Here is a 20,494-nt window from a genome sequence, read left to right as displayed (position 1 = left end):
CTGTAAGGTTATATTAGTGTAATGAATAAAGCTTTTTTATTGTTGTGTGTTGCACTGTTACCCGCATGCCACTCGGGTGACCGAGGCAAAGCCGGTGAACTGCAAACCAAGTTTAGTACGGCTCCGCTGCATACTAAAAAGGTGACCCATGTAACTCAAAGTTATAAAGCCACTACAGATGATAACGCGGAATCGGAAATACTGCCATATTATATTGTAATTGCCGATACCGGTTTAAATTATGATGTACTTCATCAAAAAATGATATCCATTAATAAACCCCTCAAAATTAAAATAGATACCCTCGGCCGGTTTTATAACCCCAAAAAAAACTTAATACAGCTACCAGATAATGACCCCGACGAAATTTATGCGGGTGATTACTTTTTACGGCGTGGTGAAGGTGAAAGCCTGAGCATTGAATATTTGAATGCATATAAGGGCTCGTCAAATGAAAAAATGATGGCTTTGTTATCAGGTATTTACGAAAAGAAAAGTAGTGCCGATAGCGCTTTAGTACTTCTTAAAAAAACATCTGCCAGCTCGTTTGTTCTTAAAGCGGATATTTATATGGGATGTATGCATTAGTATTGCATACCTAATCCCATAATTTTTCATCAATTTTATATTTTCCAATTGACCGCCTTTATGAACATCGATTTTAATAAGAACGAAGACATCAATAAACAGTTAGTTTATGACCTTAAAACCAAACTCAAAAAGGTATTTGTTGGTGGGGGCGAAAAGGCGGCCGCCAAACAAAAGGAAAAAGGCAAAATGCTGGCCCGTGAGCGTGTTGCTTATTTAATCGATAAAGATAAACCCTGGCTGGAAGTAGGCGCACTCGCTGCCGAAGGCATGTATGCCGAGTACGGCGGCTGCCCATCTGCAGGTGTGGTTTGTGGTATTGGTTATGTATCGGGCAGGCAATGTGTTATTGTGGCTAATGATGCCACGGTAAAGGCTGGTGCCTGGTTCCCGATGACGGCCAAGAAAAACCTGCGCGCGCAGGAGATAGCCATGGAAAACCGTTTGCCTATTATCTATCTTGTTGACTCGGCCGGTGTATTTTTGCCTTTGCAGGATGAGATATTTCCCGACAAGGAGCACTTTGGAAGGATATTTCGAAATAATGCCATCATGAGCAGCAGCGGTATCATCCAGATATCGGCCATTATGGGCTCATGCGTGGCGGGTGGCGCTTACCTGCCCATTATGAGTGATGAGGCCATGATCGTAGATGGTACGGGTTCAGTTTTCCTTGCGGGATCGTATCTCGTTAAGTCGGCCATAGGGGAAGATGTGGATAACGAAACCCTCGGCGGCGCTACTACCCACTGCGAAATATCCGGCGTTACCGATTATAAAATGCCCAATGATGCCGCTTGCTTAGATGCTATACGCAATATAATGGATAAGGTAGGCGATTACAACAAAGCGGGTTTCGATCGTGTTAAGCCTAAATTACCCGCACTGAAACAGGAAGATATTTACGGCATCATTCCTGAAAATCGCGAAAAGCCTTACGATATGATGGAGATCATCAAACGGTTAGTAGATGAGTCAGAATTTGAGGAATATAAAGATGGTTACGGTCAATCCATCATCTGTGGCCTGGGCCGTGTGGATGGCTGGGCGGTAGGTATTGTGGCCAACCAGCGCATTGTACTCAAAAGCAAAAAGGGGGAGATGCAGTTTGGCGGTGTGATCTATTCTGATTCGGCGGATAAAGCCACACGCTTTATCATGAACTGTAACCAAAAGAAAATACCACTGGTGTTTTTGCAGGATGTTACCGGCTTTATGGTAGGCAGCCGCTCAGAACAGGGGGGAATTATAAAAGACGGCGCCAAAATGGTGAACGCGGTGGCAAACTCCGTGGTGCCTAAATTCACCTTCATCATAGGCAACAGCTACGGCGCGGGCAATTATGCCATGTGTGGCAAAGCTTATGATCCACGATTGATATACGCCTGGCCATCGGCCAAACTGGCGGTAATGGGTGGTTCGCAAGCGGCTAAAACGCTGCTGCAGATGCGCACATCGGGCATGGTAGCAAAAGGGGAAGTGATTAGCAAAGAACAGGAAGACGAATTGCTCAAAGAAATTACCGACCGCTACAACACCCAAACCACACCATACTACGCCGCCGCACGCTTATGGGTTGATGGAATCATCGACCCGCTGGAAACCCGTAAAGTGATTTCGATGGGGATAGAGGCAGCTAATCACGCGCCGATTGAGAAGGCGTTTAATGTGGGGGTGATACAGACTTAGGATTTATGAGATTCAAGATAATATTTACACTCTTTTTATTAATGCCCTTTAAATATACTATGGCTCAATCAATCAGTTTGAGCGATACGGCATTCAGTGCTTTTCATAATGGGCATTACTCACAAGCCATAAATTTGTATCATCAATTAATTGCATCTGAAAAGAAGCTACGTTATCATTCATCTTATTCCGAATTAATGCTTTCAACATGTTATACCAGGTTAGATAGTTTGGAACAGGCAAAAAAAATCCTGACTCAAATCGTTTCTCCCGAAAAACCTGTTACAGGTTATGACTTGTCATTGCAAGAGAATGCGCGTGGTAACCTTGCGGAGATATATTTAAAAGAAAAAAATTTCAGGAAGGCATTGTATTACTATGCCATGCATGATGGTGCATGGTCGCACGCGCATTTTTCTGATATTAATCAATTTGAAGTTAATTACTACCGGGCTATTGCGCTATCAAAATGTTATGAAGGTTTAAAGCTTAAAGACAGCGCGGTTGTTGTTTTAACGCCTTATATTTTTAGTACTTACAGGCAATTAGGATATTTGTTTAAGTTTTTCCCTGAGCCGGTTAATCTAAAAGACTCGCTAAAGCATGATAGCGTTTGTATGCGGTATTTAACATTACTTAAGCATCAGTATAGTAACAAAAATATAAAGAAAGAGTTAAAGAAAGCCGAAGGATCCTATCAGTATATTGAAGACCTTAAACCAACGAAAAATGATTCGACTTATTTTGAAAAGAGCCTGACCTGCAAAATACAGTTTTATGGATCAACCATAACGGTGGCTAATGGTAGTGTTCTTTTGCGAAAGAATGAATTAGAATCAAAAAAGAATTTCTTTTTTACAAAAGAACAGATGTTGCAGCAATTTCGCCGATTGCCACTTTACCGTTTGATAACTGAATTGTAAGCGCCTAATCACGCGTCTGTTGAGGGAGCTTTTAATGTTGGGATAATGCAGACTTGATTTTTGATTTAACCATCACGTCTTTGCGAGGAACGAAGCAATCCTAAACTATTCATTAGCATCGTGCATGTCGCATACCTTTCTATCGAGGATTTCTTCGTGCCTCGCAATGACGATCTTTTTTAATTTTGTTGCACCGAAAACGCTACCTTAAACGGTTTCACATCCACGGTTTCCCAAACGCCGGCGGTTATGTATATTTCCTTCATTTTCCATGCTTCCAGTTCTTCTTCGGTTTCAAATTGCAGTACCATTACCGAGCCAATCATTTTGCCTTCGTCATCTAAAATAGCGCCGCCCATTACATAGTTGTTATTGGCTTTTAGTTCACGCGCCCCGTCAAGGTGGTGGGGGCGTACGTCTGCACGGCGTTTTTGAGCGCCTTCGTCGGTATGGTCGTACCCGGTGATGATGTATTGCTTCATGGTATTGTTGAATTGGTTTTAAGTATAATTCAATACTACGATTTTTGTTTTTGTAGTAAGTGTACTTTATACAATATTAATTTTTTTTAAGCATATTTGATGCTCATAATAAAACCTGTACTCATTATTAAAACTAATTGAAAATGAGTGAAATACAACCAAATGAAAGCACAACTACACGAGGATTTTAAAAAACGATACGGCAAAACAGCTACAAATACATTTTTTTCGCCGGGAAGGGTAAACCTGATAGGCGAGCATATTGATTATAACGGCGGCCTTGTAATGCCTTGCGCCATTACACCCGGTACTTATATGCTTATCGCGAAGAACGATGATAAAGTGTTCCGTTTTAAAAGTGTAAATTTTGATGATGCGTTGGAAATACCTTTGCAGGATACTTACACCAAGTCGGGAGAGGAATGGTATAACTACCCTTTGGGTGTAATCAATTATTTTATTGAAGGTGGTAAAGAATTGCAAGGTTTGGATATGCTGTATTATGGCGATATCCCGATAGGTTCCGGGCTTTCATCATCAGCATCTATTGAAGTAGTTACGGCTTTCGCATTGAACGAACTATTTAACTGCGGCCTTAGCAAGCTTGAATTGGTGCTGATTTCAAAACGAGTAGAGAACGAGTTTATCGGCGTGAATAGCGGTATTATGGATCAGTTTGCGGTGGCATTTGGTGAAAAGGATAAAGCATTGGTATTGAATTGTGATACTTTGGATTATGAGGCTGTTGACAGCAACCTGGGCGATTATCTATTGGCTATCATTAACACCAATAAACTGCGTAAACTGGCCGAATCTAAGTACAACGAGCGTGTTACCGAATGCCAAACGGCTTTGAAACAATTGCAACAGGAACTGGATATTGCCAACCTCTGCGACCTTGACAGCGCGACGTTTGAGTTACATAAACACTTAATTACCGACCCAATAGTATTGAACCGTGCCACTCACGTGGTGTACGAGAACGAGCGTGTTAAGCTTGCTGCGAAAGCATTGGCAAGCAACAACCTTGAAGAGTTTGGCCAACTGATGTACGCCAGTCATGATTCATTAAAGAACCTGTACGAAGTAAGCGGAAAAGAACTGGATACCATTGCCGAATATGGCAAGACCGACCCGAACGTAATTGGAGCCCGTATGACGGGTGCCGGCTTTGGTGGTTGCGGTATAGCGATAGTGAAAAAGGACAGCCTGGAAAGCTTTATTACCAAATTTACCTTGTATTACGAAGAGAAGATAGGTTATGCGCCGGCTGTATACAGCTCGCTGATAGGCACCGGCGTTTGCGAATTGGAGAACGGATGATCCGCAAGTTAAAACTGGATGAACTGAACCGGGCAACGGTTGATGAATTTAGGCAACAGGATAAACTACCTGTTGCCATAGTTGCCGATAATGTGCGCAGTTTGCATAATGTGGGCTCTATCTTTCGTACATCGGATGCGTTTGCCGTAGAGCAGGTTTGCCTTTGCGGGATAACCGGTACGCCGCCAAACCGCGAGATAGAGAAAACGGCATTGGGTGCAACACAATCTGTTACCTGGAATCATTTTGCTACTACTATGGATGCTGTGGTTCATCTCCGCGAAAGCGGCTATATCATTATAGCCATAGAGCAGGCAGAGAATAGCGTGATGCTGCACGAGTTCATTCCCGAAAAGGGTAAAAAATACGCCCTTATTTTTGGCAACGAAGTAAATGGTGTAGATGATGAAGTGATGCAGCATATTGATGCCTGTATTGAGATACCGCAGTTTGGCACCAAGCATTCTTTTAATATCTCTGTTTCGCAGGGTATTATTTTGTGGGACTTTTTTTATAAATTGAACCTTAAATCCTAAGGTTATGAATACCCTTGCCAAAAAACTCTTCATCAAGCCAAATACCAACTGGTTGTTTTACAATGTACCTCCGGAAAAGATGGAATTGCTATCTCCATTGGCCGAAGGCGTAACAGCTTCGTTTGAAGCACCGGGTAGTTTTGATGGGATATTGTTTTTCAGTAGCTGGCGCGATGAAATGGTGAAGCAACTGGTAGTTTTAGCACCGCTTATCAAAACAGATACCATAGCCTGGGTTTGTTATCCTAAGAAAAGTTCAAAAATACCTACCGACCTTGCCATGATGGAGTGGGATATGCTTGCACCGTTTGGTGTAGAAGTTGTTGCTGCCGTCGCTTTTGACGAACAATGGAGCTGCGTACGCATCCGCCGCGAAGGTTTGGCTAAAAAGAGCGGTGTATGCGTAGATGAGATACGAGACAACGCTTACGGCGAATACATTGATGTGGACAAAAAACTCATCAACCTGCCACCGGATGTGCAGCAAGTTTTGGAAGCTGAACCAACAGCTTTGATAAACTATAACAAATTAGCCTACTCGCACCGTAAAGAATACATCATGTGGATACTTACCGCCAAACAACAAAAAACCCGCGATGCAAGATTGGTGAAGATGGTGGAGATGCTGTTAGGAGGGAAGAGGAATCCGTCGGAGAAATAACTACCGAGTCATTGCGAGCGATAGCGAAGCAACCTCTACACATGCTAATCGATGATGCCAATCGGAGACCTGTCGCGCAGAGGTTGCTTCGTGCCTCGCAATGACGGCTTAAATAAAAAAGCCCAAAACCATAGGTTCTGAGCTTTTAAATATCATTCATCTAACTTCTGACCTCAGTCTTCGGAGTTACTCAAAATACTCCTTCATCCGCTCGAAAAAGCTTTTCTCGTTCTTTCCCGGGTTGGGTTTAAAGTTGGGTGAGTTTTGGAGTTTCTCCAGTAGCTCGCGCTCGTCTTTGCTTAGGGCTTTTGGTGTCCACACGTTAATGTGGATGAGCTGATCGCCGCGGTGGTACGAGTTTACTTCGGGTACACCTTTGCCTTTTAAGCGCAATATGCGGCCGCCTTGTGTTCCGGGGTCTATCTTAATTTTGGCTTTTCCGTCAATGGTTGGTATCTCAATGCTGGTACCTAAAGCGGCATCAATAAAGCTGATGTGCAGGTCGTATATTACATTGTTGCCATCGCGTTTAAGCGTTTCGTGAGGTATCTCTTCAATTAATATGATAAGGTCGCCGGGTACGCCGCCGCGCGGGGCAGCGTTACCTTTGCCGCTCATACTCAGCTGCATGCCTTCGCTAACACCTGCAGGGATGTTGATGCTGATAGTTTCTTCGCCGCGCACTACGCCATCGCCATGGCAGGTATTACATTTTGATGTGATCTGTGTGCCTTCGCCGTTACAGGTAGGGCAGGTGCTGGTAGTTTGCATCTGGCCCAAAATGGTATTGGTAACACGGCGCACGGCACCCTGGCCACCACATGTTTTACAGGTTTGGAAAGATGATTTATCTTTAGCGCCCGTACCATCGCAGGTGCCACAAAGCACTTGCTTATTTACCTTTATCTTCTTCTCGGCGCCGTTGGCAATTTCTTCCAGGCTTAAACGCACCTTAATACGCAGGTTAGTACCTTTAACAACACGCCTTCCGCCGCGCTGCTGACCCCCGCCGCCAAAGAAACCTTCAAACGGACTGCCGCCGCCAAAAATATCGCCAAACTGGCTGAATATGTCGTTCATATCCATGCCACCACCACCATAGCCGCCACCACTTGCCGATGAGGCATTAGCCGCATGGCCAAACTGATCGTACCGCTGGCGTTTTTCGGGGTTGCTCAACACTTCGTAAGCCTCGGCAGCTTCTTTAAAACTTTCCTCGGCAGCCTTATCATCCGGGTTTTTATCCGGGTGATATTTAATGGCCATTTTACGGTAGCCTTTTTTTATCTCATCTGCCGACGAACCCTTCGCTACACCAAGCACATCGTAGTAATCTCTTTTTGACATGTATCTTTTTAATGATTGATTTAGTGATTTATCGATTGATTGATTTTTTTAATGCTTTCACACTCAATAAATCAATCATTCAATAAATCGATCCATTTCTTATCCACCTACTACTACCTTCGCAAAGCGTAACACTTTGTCGTTCAAATAATAACCCTTTTCCAGCTCATCAACTACTTTACCTTTCATTTCATCGCCGGCGGGTATGTTAGTAATGGCTTCATGTATATCGGCATCAAAGGTTTGGCCTTTGGTTTCCATTTCTTTTACGCCTTTACCTGTTAAAATATGTTTTAGCTTGTTTTGTATCAAAGCAACGCCTTCCTTAACGGGGATAATATCCGTAGCGGTTTCCATGGCTTTAAGCGCACGCTCAAAATCATCGGCAACAGGTAATAAGGCTGCCAAAACATCTTTACCACCACTCAATAACAACTCCTGGCGCTCTTTAGCTGTACGGCGGCGGAAGTTATCAAACTCGGCATACAAGCGCAGGTATTTATCATTGGCCTGTACCAGTTGATCTTTTAGTTTCTCTTCGGCACTTAGTTCCGCTTCGGCTGCCGCCTGTGGTTGCGCTTCCTGCTCTTCGTTCTCATTATCAAGCTCCATGTTCTGGCGGGCTTCGTTTACATCTTGTATCTCGTCCATAAGTTCATTCAAATCTTCGGGAGCTGCTGCCGGCTCTTGTTTTTTCTTCTTTAACATGTCGTTAAACTTCATAAGTATATCGGGCAAAACAAGTATCCTGCCATTCGCTATATCGCGACAAGCTGACAGTAAAATTAAATTTTCTAAGATTTTTTGTCCGCATTAGCGGAAATCAAGACAGCAGTGGCAGTTTTTTTCAACTACTCACCGCTCACAATTCACCACTCACTAATCCTACGCTATCTGCACATCTTCCAAAACTTTCCCGTTATCGCACTTAATAATGCGCGAAGGGAAGGCGCGAATGATCTGGTAATCATGCGTGGCAACCAGTACCGCGGTGCCGTTCTGACTGATCTGTTTTAGCAACATGATCAGGTCTTCGGATGTTTCCGGGTCAAGGTTACCGGTTGGTTCATCTGCCAGTATAATTTCAGGGTCGTTAAGTAAAGCACGGGCAACTACCACGCGTTGCTGCTCGCCACCGGAAAGCTCATGTGGCATTTTGTTCATTTTAGAGCGCAGGCCAACTTTTTCCAGTACATCACGGGTGCGTTCGGCTATCAGGTTTTTTTCTTTCCAGCCGGTAGCTTTCATTACAAACTCCAGGTTTTGGGCAACGGTACGGTCGGTCAGTAACTGAAAATCCTGGAAAACAATGCCCAGTTTACGGCGCAAAAAAGGCACTTCCTTGGTCGATAGTGTTTTTAGGTCGTAGCCGCAGGCATGGCCCTGGCCGCTGTTAATATGCAGGTCGCCGTAAATAATTTTTAGCAAACTGCTCTTACCCGACCCCGTTTGGCCTATCAGCCAAACAAAATCGCCTTTATCTACATGCAGGTTTACATTGCTGAGTACCAGGTGTTTTTGTTGAAAAACATCAACGCCATCTAATTTTATTACCGAGTTACCTATCATAGTTCCAATTTTAAGATCTGCCCGAAAGGAAGGTCCTTTACCACATTCATTATATAGTCCGCTTTGTCGCCAAGGCCAATTTTGTCAAGCGATTTATCAGGCCTGTCAACCCTGAAATAAGCCAGCAGGGTGAATTTCTCATCGCGCAATTGTACGTAGTCGGGTATTTTGGCAACGCCTTTAACTTTGATCACATACATGGATGTAAAGGTAGTAAATTGATTTCGGATTTGTTTCTCCATCGCGTCATTGCGAGGCACGAAGCAATCCTAACCATGTTATTCATTCAGGATATCATCGCAAAAATCTTGTTGTCGTTTTGCAATGGCTACTGTAATAGTTTATTACCTTAACAGTTTAGGATTGCTTCGTGTCCCGCAAGGACGGTCTGGCATTGTCACCTTACAGTTTAGGATTGGCACATACTGCTCCAATATCTTTCCGTTCCCGTAATCATCACCCGTTCGGTGGATATGTGGTTGCAAAAATGGCAATAAATAGAAAGTTGGTTGGGTGTGAGAAAAAGTTGAAAATACCACCCTTTTCAATATGTTTTGCGAATACCTATATTTGATAACCTAACCGCAGCCGTTATGAAACCTTTGATCTTTAATTGTCTTGCTATTTTGTGCTTTGGCCATGTTTATGGCCAGCAAAACTTTACGGTTACCGGTAAAGTGCCGCAAAGCCTTAACGGACAAAAAGTTGAATTAGTTTTGTTTGATGTAAGTTCGGGTGTTAGTTTAGGATCGGACGCTAATGTTGCTATAGTTAGTAACGGAAGTTTTACTATTAAAGGTACAATGAGCAAGCCCTACACCGTTGCAGATATTTTGGCAACAGACAAAAAGGGTAACAGATGGAGTGTGAATGTTGTATTGGAAGCCAAAGAAAATCAATTTGTTGCTCAGGAAGTTTATCCGAACGAAAAGCATTTCAATAATAAGTTTTCGAAAGCGGGGATTGTTAACTCACGGCCTAATTATATACATCAACAACTTGATAGTGTAGAACTGGCCTTACAGGATCGAAATACAAAAGACAACAAACAACAACTGATACAAAAGGAACAACTGACATTATTGATGAACTATCCAAACGATGATTGCAGTGTATTTGAACTCGACCGGATTTCCCGACATATGGGTAATAAAGATTTAGCTTTAAAAGTGTTTAATTCATTTAGTCCGTCGGTAAAAAGCTCGTTTCTTGGTAAGCCATTCGCGGCTGCGATGGATAAATATAGTTCCACAAAAGTTGGCATGCCAGCGCCATTATTTAGTGTGGCGACAGACAAAGGGAAAACGTTTACTAACAGCAGTTTGAAAGGTAGTGCCTACGTTATCGTTTTTTCGGCAACATGGTGTGTTCCTTGTCAAATAGTTCAAAAGAAAATGCTTGTATTGTATCATAAATACAGACCACAGGGTTTAAAAGTAGTCTATTTTAATTTGGATGGTAATGCAGTTAAATGGAAAAAACATATCAGAGAAAATAAACTTGACTGGATAAATGTATCTGAAGGTGTAAATTGGCAGGATAGTAAAATAGCGAGCCAGTATGCGGTAAATGCGGTACCGGTATACCTCATTGTTGACAAACAGGGTAAGATAATTTACAATGGCCCCGAAATGAACGACGTTTATTATAATAATTTGGAAGAGTATATTAGCAAAGGGCTATGATCGCATATTTGGCAGAGGGCACCGGTAATTAAAGATAGCTACTTTATAATTCATTTAAAAACGCCAGGGTATCCACACCATCTGCATAATCCCAAAGTTTAGGCTTTTGGCTTTCTCCAAAACCCACTACCTGGTTGCTTTGGTTTAGCGGTATGTCACTCACAATGCATTGGATGTTATCGCTCAATTCAGCCAGGCGTATCTGTGCATCGTCAAGGTCATCATAATACTCAAAATACAAAACCGCAAGGGGCGAGGCCAGTCGCTCGTCTTCTTTCACCAGTAAAAAACCATTATCAAGGTGCTTATCGCCGTTTACCAGGTATATTGATTTGTTGTAATCGTAATTGTTGTTGTATTTGTGATGGTTGATGATAGGTTGGTGCGGCTCAATGGATTCAAAGAAAGGCACAAAATCATATCCTTTTGGTACCAATAGTTTGGATACATTGCGACATCCTAAACCAAAATAATCAAAAATATCATGGCCGAGTTTAAACAGATCTTCACGGCTTTCTTTACCGGTTAGCAAGGCAATGCTGTTGCGGTTTTTGCGGATGATATTTGGCACTTTACCAAAGTAATACTCAAAATAGCGCGAGGTATTGTTGCTGCCTGTGGCTATTACGGCATCAAAATCTGCAAGGCGGTCAACAAAACTGTAGCTGTTGGCATATTCGGGGGCTATCTCAATAAACAGGCCGAGGATATATTTGATGAGCCGGGCATCATTTGATGAGGCTTTGATCAATGCGTGATGCCCAGATGCGATAACACAAAGCACATCGTGAAAACCAACCAATGGGATATTACCCGCAAGGATTAAGCCAACTTTGAGTGAGTTGTGAGTCTTTTCTTTTGGCTCAACACTTTTTACTCCTGACTCCTGACTTAACCATTTAGTCAATTCAGCTTCATTCAACATCCTGCCAATAGCTTTAACGGCATTTGCCGTACTTTCGGGCGTGAACCAGGCATTGTAAAGATGCTCGCTTTCAATGATATCAAGTAAGGCGGCATCAGGGTTTAATAATTTAGTACCCAGTTCAGAAAGACGACCGATTAAGTATATATTTTTTGCTTTTGACATATTTATGGCACGGTGTGTAACTGCAAAGCGGATTTTTTGTTATCTTTGCAGGATAAAGCCGAAAGGCAAAGGTAATTTTTTAGGAAATATATTTTTATAAAACATGGCAATTATAATCACTGACGAATGCATCAATTGCGGCGCTTGTGAGCCGGAATGCCCGAACAACGCTATTTACGATGCAGGCGCTTCATGGCGTTTTTCAGATGGTACCGGTTTAAAAGGAGTTATCGACTTTGGTGACGGTGTTACCTTAAACGCAGAAGAAGCACAGGCTGCGATAAACGACGAAGTTTACTACATAGTTCCTGATAAATGTACCGAGTGTGTAGGTTTTCACGATGAGCCTCAATGTGCTGCCGTTTGCCCGGTTGATTGCTGTGTAGATGACGAAGACGTTCGCGAAACAAAAGAAGAACTGTTAGCCAAAAAAGATTGGCTGCACATGAACGAATAATATTTCGTTTTAAATATTTAAAAGGCTCCCGTGATATTCCGGGAGCCTTTTTTGTTGTTAGGGATTATCAACCGTAGCATCCTGTGCTAAGGTAGCATCATCGGGTTTTGTAGCCATATCTCTATCCAGGTTGTAAAGTGCAGTATCCTTGGCATTCTCACCGCCGGCTACCTTTATTTTTGATAGCAGGTCCATAGCCAGGGTTTCTTCTTCGGTTTGCTCTTTAACAAACCATTGCATAAAATTCCAGGTGGCCCAGTCTTTTTCGGCCATGCTCATGTTTACAATGTCGTATATCTTGGCCGTGTTCTCCACTTCCGATTTAAATACTTTTTCAAAGCAGTCGTTCACACTAACCGGATCGGGGCCGGGGGCAGGTATGGCTGTAACCACTACTTTTCCGCCTCGTTTAAGGATGTACTCCAAAAACTTCATCATATGGTTGCGCTCTTCGTTGGCGTGGCGAAACAGGAAGTTTGATATGCCATCGTAACCCTTATCAGCCGCCCATGAGGCGTACGCAAGGTATATCTGGGCATTGTGTGCCTCGTTGGTCATCTGATCGTTCAAGGCTTGTGCAAGTGTAGGTGATAATCTGTTGGTTTCCATAAAAGTGTAAACCCAAAATGTGCGGAATGGTTTGTAGGCGATATGTGTTTTTTGTGACCAGATATATGCCCGCCAAAACAAAAGTTTGTGATAAATTTGTGTTATGGAATATGGTATCTGTAATTTGGGTATGATCCCGCTAAGGGCCGAACCAAGGCATCAAAGTGAAATGGTATCGCAACTGCTATTTGGCGAAACCTTTGAGCTGCTGGAGCGCGTTGATAACTGGGTACGCGTAGTTACTACCTTTGATGGCTACCATGGCTGGATAAGCGACCTGCAATTTGCTGCTCTTGATGGCTATCAACTGGTTACCGGCAAACCATCGGTAATTACTAATGATATTATTACCGAAGCAGTTAAACTGTCCGACCAATCGAAGATCTACATTCCTTTTGGTAGCTCGCTGCCATTTTTTGAAGATGGTAAATGTACTATTGGCAACGAAGAATACCATATTGAGCTACAAAATCATCCGAATAACCTTGTCAATATTGCCCGGGCATTTTTAAATGCACCATATGTTTGGGGCGGCCGTACACATGCGGGTATTGATTGCTCGGGTTATGTACAGGCGCTTATGCGCACACAAGGCGTAAACCTGCAACGCGATGCCTGGCAGCAGGCAGGGCAGGGTAATGTTGTTGATTTTTTACAGGCTGCCCAAGCCGGCGACCTTGCCTTTTTTGATAATGCCGAAGGCCGTATTATCCATGTGGGTATGATGCTGGGCAACGATCGTATCATTCATGCATCGGGCAAAGTGAAGATAGATCGTATAGATAACCAGGGCATTTACTCGGATGAGCTAAAGAAATATACGCATACACTAAGAATTGTAAAGAGGTTTTTGTAAGGGTTATTATTAGCCTTTCTTCATATACTTCGCTATCTCCACTTCATTAGTATCATCACTCTTTTCAAAAGATTCAATAATGCTCTTTCGCTCAGTTTCGCTGCGGTTTTGGCTGAGTTTATTTTTAGCCTGCAGCGATGTTACTTTGATCTCGAAAGCTACAATGCCCTTAAACATCCTCGTCTTAAATTCGGCGGGAAGGTTATTCCATTGGTTAAGGTAAGCGGTATCATACTGGGTTATCATTTTCTCCATCATGGCCAATAGTTCATCCTCCGCTTCAATAATAGTTGCCTTGCCATAAGCGTGTACCGCTATGTAGTTCCAGGTAGGTACGCTTTGTTCTTTCTCGTAATGTTTGGGCGAGATATAAGCATGCGGTTCGGTAAATATCACTAATGCTTCACCGGCTGGTAACTGCTTTTCCTGCGGGTTAGCTTTCGCCAGATGTGATACCAGAATAAGTTCCCCATCGCGTTCCTCAACCAAAAAGGGCAGGTGGGTAGCCACGGGTATATTATCTTGCGATGTGATAAGAGTTCCAAAACTATACTTCCGGATAAATTCGAGTATCGAAGCATTATCAGTATTTTGAAAGTGTTTTGGGATATACATCGGGATATACTAAATCATATAAACTGCAATGCTACTGCAATCCTTCCAGCATCTGCTTCAATACCGCCTGCGCGGCCCACACACGGTTCCCCGCTTCGTGTGCCACCAATGAGTTCGGGCCGTCTAATACCTCGGCAGAGAGCTCTAAATTGCGCCGTACCGGGAGGCAGTGCATTACTTTGGCATCGTTAGTATTGGTTAGCTTATCGTTAGTGAGCATCCAGTCATCATGGCCGCTTATTACTTGTCCGTAAGGCTCATATGCCGACCAGTTCTTCACATAAATAAAATCAGCATCGGTTAAAGCTTCTTCCTGGTTATGGGTAATGGTTGCGCCTTTGGTAAAATCTTCGCAAAGCTCGTAACCTTTAGGGTGTGCTATTACAAAATCAACCTCGGCTTTGCACATCCATTCGGCAAAGGAGTTGGGTACAGCTTGCGGCAACGCTTTAACATGTGGTGCCCAAGTAAGCACTACTTTTGGCCATGGGCGGGTTTTTAATTCTTCAATGGTAACCAGATCGGCCAGGCTTTGCAACGGGTGGCGCGTTGCCGATTCAAGGCTAACCACCGGAATCTTGCTAAATTCAACAAACTTATTGAAAATCTCTTCGCTGTAATCCAATTCACGATCTTTTAAGCCCGGGAAGGAGCGGATACCTAAAATATCCAGGTACTGGCCCATTACACCGGCCGCTTCGCGTATGTGCTCAACGGTGGTGCCGTTCATTATCACATTATCATTAAACTCCAATGCCCAGCCTTCCTTATCAACGTTCATCACCATTACATTCATTCCCAAGTTGGCAGCCGCTTTTTGCGTGCTTAAGCGTGTGCGCAGGCTCGGGTTTAAAAACATAAGGCCAAGGGTGCGGTTCTCGCCCAAATGCTTGTGGGCATAAGGGTTTTGCTTTAAATGCAGCGCATCGGCAACTAATTGTTTAATGTCGGTAACGTCGTTTACGGATGAGAATAGTTTCATTCTTTTAGCATAAGACTTAAAGCATAAAGCTTAAAGCATTGTTATCTGGTATATGTTTATTAATGTGCTACAACCTCGCTTGATTTTAATACGCTGGTAAAAGCGTCTAAAAATCTATCGGCGTGAGTTTTGCTTAAGTTAAGTGCCGGTAATAACCTGATCACGTTTGGCTTGGCTTCACCGGTAAAGATGTGGTGTTTAAACAACAGGTCTTTTTTAGCATGGGCCAGTTCTTCGGGCAATTCAATACCTATCATCAAACCACGGCCACGCACTTCTTTCACTTGCGGGAATTTTTTAAGCTCTTCTATCAAGTAACCGCCAACGGTAGCAGCGTTTTGCATCAGCTTATCCTGCTCCATTACTTCCAGCACAGCCAAAGCCGCGGCGCAAGCCAGGTGGTTACCACCAAAAGTGGTACCCAGCATAAAGTAAGCCGGTTTTATTTTCGGCGCGATGGATATAGCGCCTATCGGGAAGCCGTTGCCCATACCCTTAGCCATGCTATAAATATCGGCATCAACACCCGCAAAATCCTGCGAGTAAAACTTGCCTGTACGGCCATAGCCGCATTGTACCGAGTCGGCAATAAATACCGCGTTATATTTGTCGCAAAGCGAACGTATCTTTTGCAGGAAGCTTTCGGTAGCCACCTGTATACCGCCAACGCCTTGTATACCTTCAATAATTACGGATGATATTTGATCGCCTTGTTCGGCGAAAGCCTGCTCTAAAGCAGCCTCATCGCACCATGGTAAAAATATCACATTGTCGGTCTCGTTTATCGGGGCTACTATCTTCGGGTTATCGGTAACCGCAACAGCCAGCGAAGTACGGCCATGGAAAGCCTTACGGAAAGCCACCACCTTTTTACGGCCATTATAAAACGAAGCCAGTTTCAGCGCGTTCTCATTAGCCTCGGCGCCCGAGTTAACCAAAAACAACTGATAGTCTTCCTTACCCGAAACATGGCCCAATTTGGTAGCCAGTTCAACCTGCAAAGGTATTTCTATCGAGTTTGAGTAAAAGCCGATCTGATGCAATTGATCTTCCAATCGCTTCACGTAGTGCGGGTGCGTGTGACCAATGGAAATAACGGCATGACCGCCATAAAGGTCAAGGTACTCCTGACCTTTGTCATCCCAAACTAAACTGCCTTGCCCTTTAACAATGTTAATGGGGTTGATAGGGTATACATCGAATAACTTCATATGTGTTGAGGTTAAGTATTAACTATTTCCATCTCGTCATTGCGAGGAACGAAGCAACCATAAACTTTGTATGTCGCAAACCGTTCTATCGAGGATTGCTTCGTGCCTCGCAATGACGCTTTATTATTTTAACTAAAAAGCTACCGCTTTCAGTTTTAATCCCGTTGTTTCTTCTAAGCCAAACACCAGATTCATATTCTGAACTGCCTGGCCCGATGCACCTTTCGTCAAATTATCTATTATCGAAAGGATGAACAGCTTATTGCCATGTTTCTTCACCTGTATAAAGCATTTATTGGTATTCACCACCTGCTTCAAATCAATATTCCTGCTCGTAACATGGGTGAACGGGTGCGAAGCGTAATAATCGCTATACAACTTCAATGCTTCTTCTTCGCTCAAATCACTTTCTGTGTACATCGAAGCAATAATACCACGGGTATAATCACCACGGTATGGCACAAAGTTTAGTTCGCCAACGCCATTGGGTTGCAGTTGTGCTAACGATTCGCCTATCTCATTTAAATGTTGATGATCGAACACTTTGTATACCGACAGGTTATCATTCCTCCAGGTAAAATGTGTTGTGTCTGTAGCTTTTTGCCCGGCACCTGTCGAGCCTGTTGTTGCGGTAATATGTACCTCGTTGGTCAATAAACCTTTCGCAGCAAGTGGTAACAGGCCCAATTGCAAACAGGTGGCAAAACAACCCGGGTTAGCAATGTTTTTAGCAGTTTTTATGCTTTCGCGATTCAGTTCCGGCAAACCATAAACAAACTCACGGAACGCAGGTTCCGGATCGGCAGTGATATGCGGATTTTTGAATTTTGAATTTTGAGTTAGCCTAAAGTCCTGGCTCAGATCGATGATCTTTACCTTGGCCGCTACCGGGTTGGCATCCAAAAACTTTTTGGCATCGCCATGGCCCACGCATAAAAACAACACGTCAATATCATCGTGCAGGTCGCTGCTGAATTTCAGGTCGGTATCGCCAAACAGGTCGGTGTGCACCTGGTAAATGTAATTACCGGCATTACTGCTGCTATTCACAAAAGCAATCTCTACGTTAGGGTGGTTGATCAAAATACGCAATAACTCGCCACCGGTATATCCCGCGCCGCCAATAATACCAACTTTAACCTGGCCGGCAGGGGGGGATAAAGTAAGACTTTCCTGTATGATCTGGTTACTGCTCATTGCTTATTAGTTTTTAGTGCAGGTTTATCCTGTCGTTTTTTGTTGATGGCTGCGAATAGAGAATAAACTCGAGGTCGGCGGCATTTTTATTGCTGATATAATGCTTTTGGCCGGCCTTTATCTCGATACCTTCGTTGGGCTTTAAAATATGTTCAACACCATCAATGGTAAAGTTGGCCCTGCCCGTTAGTATAAAAAAGAACTGGTTTGCCTTGTCGTGATAGTGTAATTGTTCGGTAGTATCGGGCGGCATCAGTTCCTGTTTAATGGATAACGCTTCGCTATCAACAAAATTCCATCCGTAGCAACCATCGCCCCAGGTATATTGGTTCAGGCAGTTCGATTTTGATACCGCGCCTAACAGGGGGGATATAGTAAGATTATTTTCGTTGCTCTGGTCGTTATCCATTTTATATATTTCCTTTTCGGGATTATGATTGCCCGTTAACTTTGTGGTATATCATTACCTGGTTACCGAATATTTTCGAGAAGCCTTTTACATCCTCGCCACTCCACGAGTTGTTCATCTCGCCATAAGTGCCAAACTTGTTCGACATCAAATCATGGTCCGATTCGATACCGATCACCTGGAAACGATATGCGTTCAGTTCAACAAAAACTTTACCGCTAACAGCTTTCTGTGTATCCGTAAGGAATGCCTCGATGTTGCGCATAATAGGGTCGTGAAACTGCCCTTCGTGCAACCAGTTGCCGTAGAAGGTAGATAGTTGGTCTTTCCACGATAATTGCCATTTGGTTAATACGTGTTTCTCTAAAGTATGGTGCGCTTTAATGATGATGATAGGCGCCGCGGCTTCAAAGCCTACACGGCCCTTAATACCAATAATGGTATCACCAACGTGAATGTCACGGCCAATGCCATAAGGTTGTGCAATAGCTTGTAAAGCTTGTATAGCCTGGGTAGGGTGTTTATAACGTTCGCCGTCAATAGCAACAAACTCGCCTTTTTCAAAAGTAAGGGTTAGTTGTTTTGGCGCTGTTTCAGTTACCTGAGTTGGCCAGGCATCTTCAGGCAGGCCTTGGTGCGATGTTAAAGTTTCTTTACCACCAACCGATGTACCCCAAATACCTTTGTTGATAGAGTATTTGTTTTTCTCAAAGTTCATCACCACACCATGGTCCTTTAGGTATTGTATCTCTTCTTCGCGGCTTAGTTTCAGGTCGCGTATGGGTGTCAATATTTTAACTTCCGGCACAAGGATATTAAATATCATATCAAACCTAACCTGGTCGTTACCGGCGCCGGTGCTGCCGTGGGCAACATATTCGGCACCAATTTCTTTTGCGTAGTTGGCAATAGCTGTAGCCTGGCTCACACGTTCGGCACTAACCGATAGGGGGTAAGTGTTATTTTTTAACACATTACCATATATCAGGTAGCGGATACAATCGTTATAAAAATCAACGGTTTCATCAACAACATGGTGACTGGTTACGCCCATTTTGTAAGCGCGTTCTTCAACACCTTTTAATTCTTCTTCGCTAAAACCGCCTGTGTTCACAATAACCGAGTGAACTTCCATACCAAGGTCTTGCGTTAAATAGATACAGCAAAATGAGGTATCTAAACCCCCGCTGTAAGCCAATACTACTTTTTTCTTCATTGTATATGTTATTAGCGGCCTATTGTTCGTGGCCTATTTTTTTTAGTGCGTTTTCAATACGCTCAAGCAGGGTGGCCTTATGCGTTATCTTTCTCATTTTGTCTTCGTACTCCTTTTGCTTTTCGGCCGGGTCAAATAGCATAGCGGTACACATACAGTTCTTCCTGTCTTTACTCATCAAAATATCGTAGTTCACGCAGCTTTTGCAACCTTTCCAAAAATCCTCATCCTGCGTAAGTTCAGAGTAGGTTACCGGCTCGTAACCCAGATCAGAGTTGATCTTCATTACTGCTAAACCGGTGGTTAATCCAAATATTTTTGAGGTAGGGAATTTTATGCGTGATAGCTCGAAAACTTTTTCTTTTATCGCTTTAGCCAGGCCAACCTTCCTAAACTCCGGATTAACGATCAGGCCCGAGTTAGCTACAAAATCGCCATGGCTCCAGGTTTCTATATAACAAAAACCTGCCCATGTGCCATCTTTATGTAAAGCTATTACAGCTTTACCTTCCAGCATTTTATCGGCAACATATTGGGGCGAGCGCTTAGCTATACCCGTTCCGCGAGCTTTTGCAGATTCGGCCATCTCATCACATATTTGCTGCGCATATTCAACATGCTGACCGCCTGCAACGCTTATATCAAAATCTTGTATGGTCATTTTAAAAACGAGTAATATTAACCTGGGATTACAGGCCTAAGCCTTAGTTAAAACAAATAGTTTGGGTAAAAGGAGATGCATCCTTTTCGGGTGGTTTTCAAGTGTGATCTTACAGATCAAAGTCTTGATATAAAAAGTCTTCGTCGGAGAAGAGATGGAGCAAAAACTGTTGACACCAAAGCGCAAGCCACCCGAGCAATTGTTGCTCTGGTTGTAGGCGTAAATATGCTTTGTTTGTTCATTTTATTTAAAGTTTTTTATCTCTAAAAATTTCCTGCAAAATAGGGCATAATTTTTTTAATATACAATAGTAATATACTTTATATGCTATTAAACTGACACAAAGCATGCCATAAACAAAAAAGGCCTCCGGGTATTACCAGGAGGC

At 43.2% G+C, this 20,494-nt stretch carries 23 protein-coding genes; 9 read left to right on the top strand and 14 right to left on the bottom strand.

Annotated features, from left to right (window positions below; translation table 11 throughout):
* The first annotated feature begins 21 nt into the window (after positions 1–21).
* The 3 genes from KXQ82_RS08260 to KXQ82_RS08250 are packed head-to-tail and all read left to right on the top strand — an operon-like array spanning position 22 to position 3,200.
* Positions 22–588: a hypothetical protein gene (locus KXQ82_RS08260; protein WP_219487711.1), complete on the top strand. Its 567-nt coding sequence runs from the start codon at positions 22–24 to the stop codon at positions 586–588.
* A 60-nt stretch (positions 589–648) separates the two neighbouring features.
* The gene (locus KXQ82_RS08255) at positions 649–2,277 is read left to right on the top strand and encodes an acyl-CoA carboxylase subunit beta (RefSeq protein WP_219487710.1); all 1,629 of its coding nucleotides are present in this window, start codon (positions 649–651) and stop codon (positions 2,275–2,277) included.
* Between the two features lie 59 nt (positions 2,278–2,336).
* Entirely contained in the window at positions 2,337–3,200 is an 864-nt protein-coding gene (locus tag KXQ82_RS08250) for a tetratricopeptide repeat protein (protein ID WP_219487709.1), read from the top strand.
* A gap of 179 nt (positions 3,201–3,379) precedes the next feature.
* Here KXQ82_RS08250 and KXQ82_RS08245 read toward each other — a convergent pair whose 3' ends face one another.
* Positions 3,380–3,682: a YciI family protein gene (locus tag KXQ82_RS08245; protein ID WP_219487708.1), complete on the bottom strand. Its 303-nt coding sequence runs from the start codon at positions 3,680–3,682 to the stop codon at positions 3,380–3,382.
* Between the two features lie 162 nt (positions 3,683–3,844).
* Between KXQ82_RS08245 and KXQ82_RS08240 the strand changes: the two genes are divergently transcribed.
* The 3 genes from KXQ82_RS08240 to KXQ82_RS08230 are packed head-to-tail and all read left to right on the top strand — an operon-like array spanning position 3,845 to position 6,202.
* A complete protein-coding gene (locus tag KXQ82_RS08240) occupies positions 3,845–5,005 on the top strand; it encodes a galactokinase (protein ID WP_219487707.1) in 1,161 nt (386 codons plus the stop codon).
* Positions 5,005–5,541, top strand: a complete 537-nt coding sequence (locus KXQ82_RS08235) for an RNA methyltransferase (RefSeq protein ID WP_219488071.1) — start codon at positions 5,005–5,007, stop codon at positions 5,539–5,541. The genes KXQ82_RS08240 and KXQ82_RS08235 overlap by 1 nt, the downstream gene beginning before the upstream one ends.
* A 4-nt stretch (positions 5,542–5,545) precedes the next feature.
* Positions 5,546–6,202 carry a YdeI/OmpD-associated family protein gene (locus KXQ82_RS08230; RefSeq protein WP_219487706.1) on the top strand — a complete coding sequence of 219 codons (657 nt, stop codon included), beginning with the start codon at positions 5,546–5,548 and terminating at the stop codon, positions 6,200–6,202.
* Between the two features lie 186 nt (positions 6,203–6,388).
* Here the strand turns inward: KXQ82_RS08230 and dnaJ are convergent, their stop codons facing one another.
* From dnaJ to KXQ82_RS08210, 4 genes are all read right to left on the bottom strand, one after another.
* Positions 6,389–7,549 (bottom strand): molecular chaperone DnaJ, encoded by a 1,161-nt coding sequence (gene dnaJ / locus KXQ82_RS08225; protein WP_219487705.1) that lies wholly within the window; start codon positions 7,547–7,549, stop codon positions 6,389–6,391.
* Positions 7,550–7,648: 99 nt separating this feature from the next.
* Positions 7,649–8,272: a nucleotide exchange factor GrpE gene (locus tag KXQ82_RS08220; protein WP_255563528.1), complete on the bottom strand. Its 624-nt coding sequence runs from the start codon at positions 8,270–8,272 to the stop codon at positions 7,649–7,651.
* A 162-nt stretch (positions 8,273–8,434) separates the two neighbouring features.
* Positions 8,435–9,118, bottom strand: coding sequence for a cell division ATP-binding protein FtsE (locus KXQ82_RS08215; RefSeq protein ID WP_219487704.1), 684 nt, complete (start codon positions 9,116–9,118; stop codon positions 8,435–8,437).
* A complete protein-coding gene (locus tag KXQ82_RS08210; protein WP_219488069.1) occupies positions 9,115–9,318 on the bottom strand; it encodes a fructose-6-phosphate aldolase in 204 nt (67 codons plus the stop codon). The genes KXQ82_RS08215 and KXQ82_RS08210 overlap by 4 nt, the downstream gene beginning before the upstream one ends.
* Before the next feature lie 393 nt (positions 9,319–9,711).
* Here KXQ82_RS08210 and KXQ82_RS08205 point away from each other — a divergent pair, with 393 nt between their 5' ends.
* A complete protein-coding gene (locus tag KXQ82_RS08205; protein WP_219487703.1) occupies positions 9,712–10,803 on the top strand; it encodes a TlpA disulfide reductase family protein in 1,092 nt (363 codons plus the stop codon).
* Positions 10,804–10,846: 43 nt separating this feature from the next.
* Here KXQ82_RS08205 and KXQ82_RS08200 read toward each other — a convergent pair whose 3' ends face one another.
* Positions 10,847–11,893 (bottom strand): aldehyde dehydrogenase family protein, encoded by a 1,047-nt coding sequence (locus KXQ82_RS08200; protein WP_219487702.1) that lies wholly within the window; start codon positions 11,891–11,893, stop codon positions 10,847–10,849.
* A gap of 103 nt (positions 11,894–11,996) precedes the next feature.
* Between KXQ82_RS08200 and KXQ82_RS08195 the strand changes: the two genes are divergently transcribed.
* Positions 11,997–12,350, top strand: a complete 354-nt coding sequence (locus KXQ82_RS08195; RefSeq protein WP_219487701.1) for a 4Fe-4S dicluster domain-containing protein — start codon at positions 11,997–11,999, stop codon at positions 12,348–12,350.
* Positions 12,351–12,407: 57 nt separating this feature from the next.
* On the opposite strand, the gene KXQ82_RS08190 is transcribed toward KXQ82_RS08195, so the two are convergent.
* Positions 12,408–12,959: a ferritin gene (locus tag KXQ82_RS08190; RefSeq protein WP_219487700.1), complete on the bottom strand. Its 552-nt coding sequence runs from the start codon at positions 12,957–12,959 to the stop codon at positions 12,408–12,410.
* Between the two features lie 103 nt (positions 12,960–13,062).
* On the opposite strand from KXQ82_RS08190, the gene KXQ82_RS08185 reads away from it, so the two are divergent.
* Positions 13,063–13,815, top strand: a complete 753-nt coding sequence (locus KXQ82_RS08185) for a C40 family peptidase (protein ID WP_219487699.1) — start codon at positions 13,063–13,065, stop codon at positions 13,813–13,815.
* A gap of 9 nt (positions 13,816–13,824) precedes the next feature.
* On the opposite strand, the gene KXQ82_RS08180 is transcribed toward KXQ82_RS08185, so the two are convergent.
* The 7 genes from KXQ82_RS08180 to KXQ82_RS08150 form a co-directional block, all read right to left on the bottom strand.
* On the bottom strand, positions 13,825–14,430 hold the full coding sequence (locus KXQ82_RS08180; protein ID WP_219487698.1) for an FMN-binding negative transcriptional regulator: 606 nt from the start codon (positions 14,428–14,430) through the stop codon (positions 13,825–13,827).
* Between the two features lie 31 nt (positions 14,431–14,461).
* A complete protein-coding gene (locus KXQ82_RS08175) occupies positions 14,462–15,412 on the bottom strand; it encodes a Rossmann-fold NAD(P)-binding domain-containing protein (RefSeq protein ID WP_219487697.1) in 951 nt (316 codons plus the stop codon).
* 59 nt (positions 15,413–15,471) lie between these two features.
* Positions 15,472–16,623 (bottom strand): aspartate aminotransferase family protein, encoded by a 1,152-nt coding sequence (locus KXQ82_RS08170; RefSeq protein ID WP_219487696.1) that lies wholly within the window; start codon positions 16,621–16,623, stop codon positions 15,472–15,474.
* Positions 16,624–16,755: 132 nt separating this feature from the next.
* The gene (gene argC / locus KXQ82_RS08165) at positions 16,756–17,820 is read right to left on the bottom strand and encodes an N-acetyl-gamma-glutamyl-phosphate reductase (protein WP_219487695.1); all 1,065 of its coding nucleotides are present in this window, start codon (positions 17,818–17,820) and stop codon (positions 16,756–16,758) included.
* Positions 17,821–17,833: 13 nt separating this feature from the next.
* Complete coding sequence (locus KXQ82_RS08160) at positions 17,834–18,229, bottom strand: cupin domain-containing protein (protein ID WP_219487694.1); 396 nt, start codon at positions 18,227–18,229, stop codon at positions 17,834–17,836.
* Positions 18,230–18,251: 22 nt separating this feature from the next.
* On the bottom strand, positions 18,252–19,445 hold the full coding sequence (gene argG, locus KXQ82_RS08155) for an argininosuccinate synthase (protein ID WP_219487693.1): 1,194 nt from the start codon (positions 19,443–19,445) through the stop codon (positions 18,252–18,254).
* A 19-nt stretch (positions 19,446–19,464) separates the two neighbouring features.
* On the bottom strand, positions 19,465–20,106 hold the full coding sequence (locus KXQ82_RS08150) for a GNAT family N-acetyltransferase (protein WP_219487692.1): 642 nt from the start codon (positions 20,104–20,106) through the stop codon (positions 19,465–19,467).
* Between the last annotated feature and the right edge of the window lie 388 nt (positions 20,107–20,494).

The organism is Mucilaginibacter rivuli (assembly GCF_019391655.1).
Classification (GTDB): domain Bacteria; phylum Bacteroidota; class Bacteroidia; order Sphingobacteriales; family Sphingobacteriaceae; genus Mucilaginibacter; species Mucilaginibacter rivuli.
Note: the sequence above shows the minus strand (reverse complement) of the source record. Positions and strands in the feature narration are given on the sequence as shown.

Bases quoted from the DNA above. Each gene is read 5' to 3' on its own strand.
- KXQ82_RS08260 (WP_219487711.1), top strand. From the start codon at position 22: ATGAATAAAGCTTTTTTATTGTTGTGTGTTGCACTGTTACCCGCATGC.
- KXQ82_RS08255 (WP_219487710.1), top strand. From the start codon at position 649: ATGAACATCGATTTTAATAAGAACGAAGACATCAATAAACAGTTAGTT.
- KXQ82_RS08250 (WP_219487709.1), top strand. From the start codon at position 2,337: ATGGCTCAATCAATCAGTTTGAGCGATACGGCATTCAGTGCTTTTCAT.
- KXQ82_RS08245 (WP_219487708.1), bottom strand. From the start codon at position 3,682: ATGAAGCAATACATCATCACCGGGTACGACCATACCGACGAAGGCGCT.
- KXQ82_RS08240 (WP_219487707.1), top strand. From the start codon at position 3,845: ATGAAAGCACAACTACACGAGGATTTTAAAAAACGATACGGCAAAACA.
- KXQ82_RS08230 (WP_219487706.1), top strand. From the start codon at position 5,546: ATGAATACCCTTGCCAAAAAACTCTTCATCAAGCCAAATACCAACTGG.
- dnaJ (WP_219487705.1), bottom strand. From the start codon at position 7,549: ATGTCAAAAAGAGATTACTACGATGTGCTTGGTGTAGCGAAGGGTTCG.
- KXQ82_RS08220 (WP_255563528.1), bottom strand. From the start codon at position 8,272: ATGAAGTTTAACGACATGTTAAAGAAGAAAAAACAAGAGCCGGCAGCA.
- KXQ82_RS08215 (WP_219487704.1), bottom strand. From the start codon at position 9,118: ATGATAGGTAACTCGGTAATAAAATTAGATGGCGTTGATGTTTTTCAA.
- KXQ82_RS08210 (WP_219488069.1), bottom strand. From the start codon at position 9,318: ATGTATGTGATCAAAGTTAAAGGCGTTGCCAAAATACCCGACTACGTA.
- KXQ82_RS08205 (WP_219487703.1), top strand. From the start codon at position 9,712: ATGAAACCTTTGATCTTTAATTGTCTTGCTATTTTGTGCTTTGGCCAT.
- KXQ82_RS08200 (WP_219487702.1), bottom strand. From the start codon at position 11,893: ATGTCAAAAGCAAAAAATATATACTTAATCGGTCGTCTTTCTGAACTG.
- KXQ82_RS08195 (WP_219487701.1), top strand. From the start codon at position 11,997: ATGGCAATTATAATCACTGACGAATGCATCAATTGCGGCGCTTGTGAG.
- KXQ82_RS08190 (WP_219487700.1), bottom strand. From the start codon at position 12,959: ATGGAAACCAACAGATTATCACCTACACTTGCACAAGCCTTGAACGAT.
- KXQ82_RS08185 (WP_219487699.1), top strand. From the start codon at position 13,063: ATGGAATATGGTATCTGTAATTTGGGTATGATCCCGCTAAGGGCCGAA.
- KXQ82_RS08180 (WP_219487698.1), bottom strand. From the start codon at position 14,430: ATGTATATCCCAAAACACTTTCAAAATACTGATAATGCTTCGATACTC.
- KXQ82_RS08175 (WP_219487697.1), bottom strand. From the start codon at position 15,412: ATGAAACTATTCTCATCCGTAAACGACGTTACCGACATTAAACAATTA.
- KXQ82_RS08170 (WP_219487696.1), bottom strand. From the start codon at position 16,623: ATGAAGTTATTCGATGTATACCCTATCAACCCCATTAACATTGTTAAA.
- argC (WP_219487695.1), bottom strand. From the start codon at position 17,820: ATGAGCAGTAACCAGATCATACAGGAAAGTCTTACTTTATCCCCCCCT.
- KXQ82_RS08160 (WP_219487694.1), bottom strand. From the start codon at position 18,229: ATGGATAACGACCAGAGCAACGAAAATAATCTTACTATATCCCCCCTG.
- argG (WP_219487693.1), bottom strand. From the start codon at position 19,445: ATGAAGAAAAAAGTAGTATTGGCTTACAGCGGGGGTTTAGATACCTCA.
- KXQ82_RS08150 (WP_219487692.1), bottom strand. From the start codon at position 20,106: ATGACCATACAAGATTTTGATATAAGCGTTGCAGGCGGTCAGCATGTT.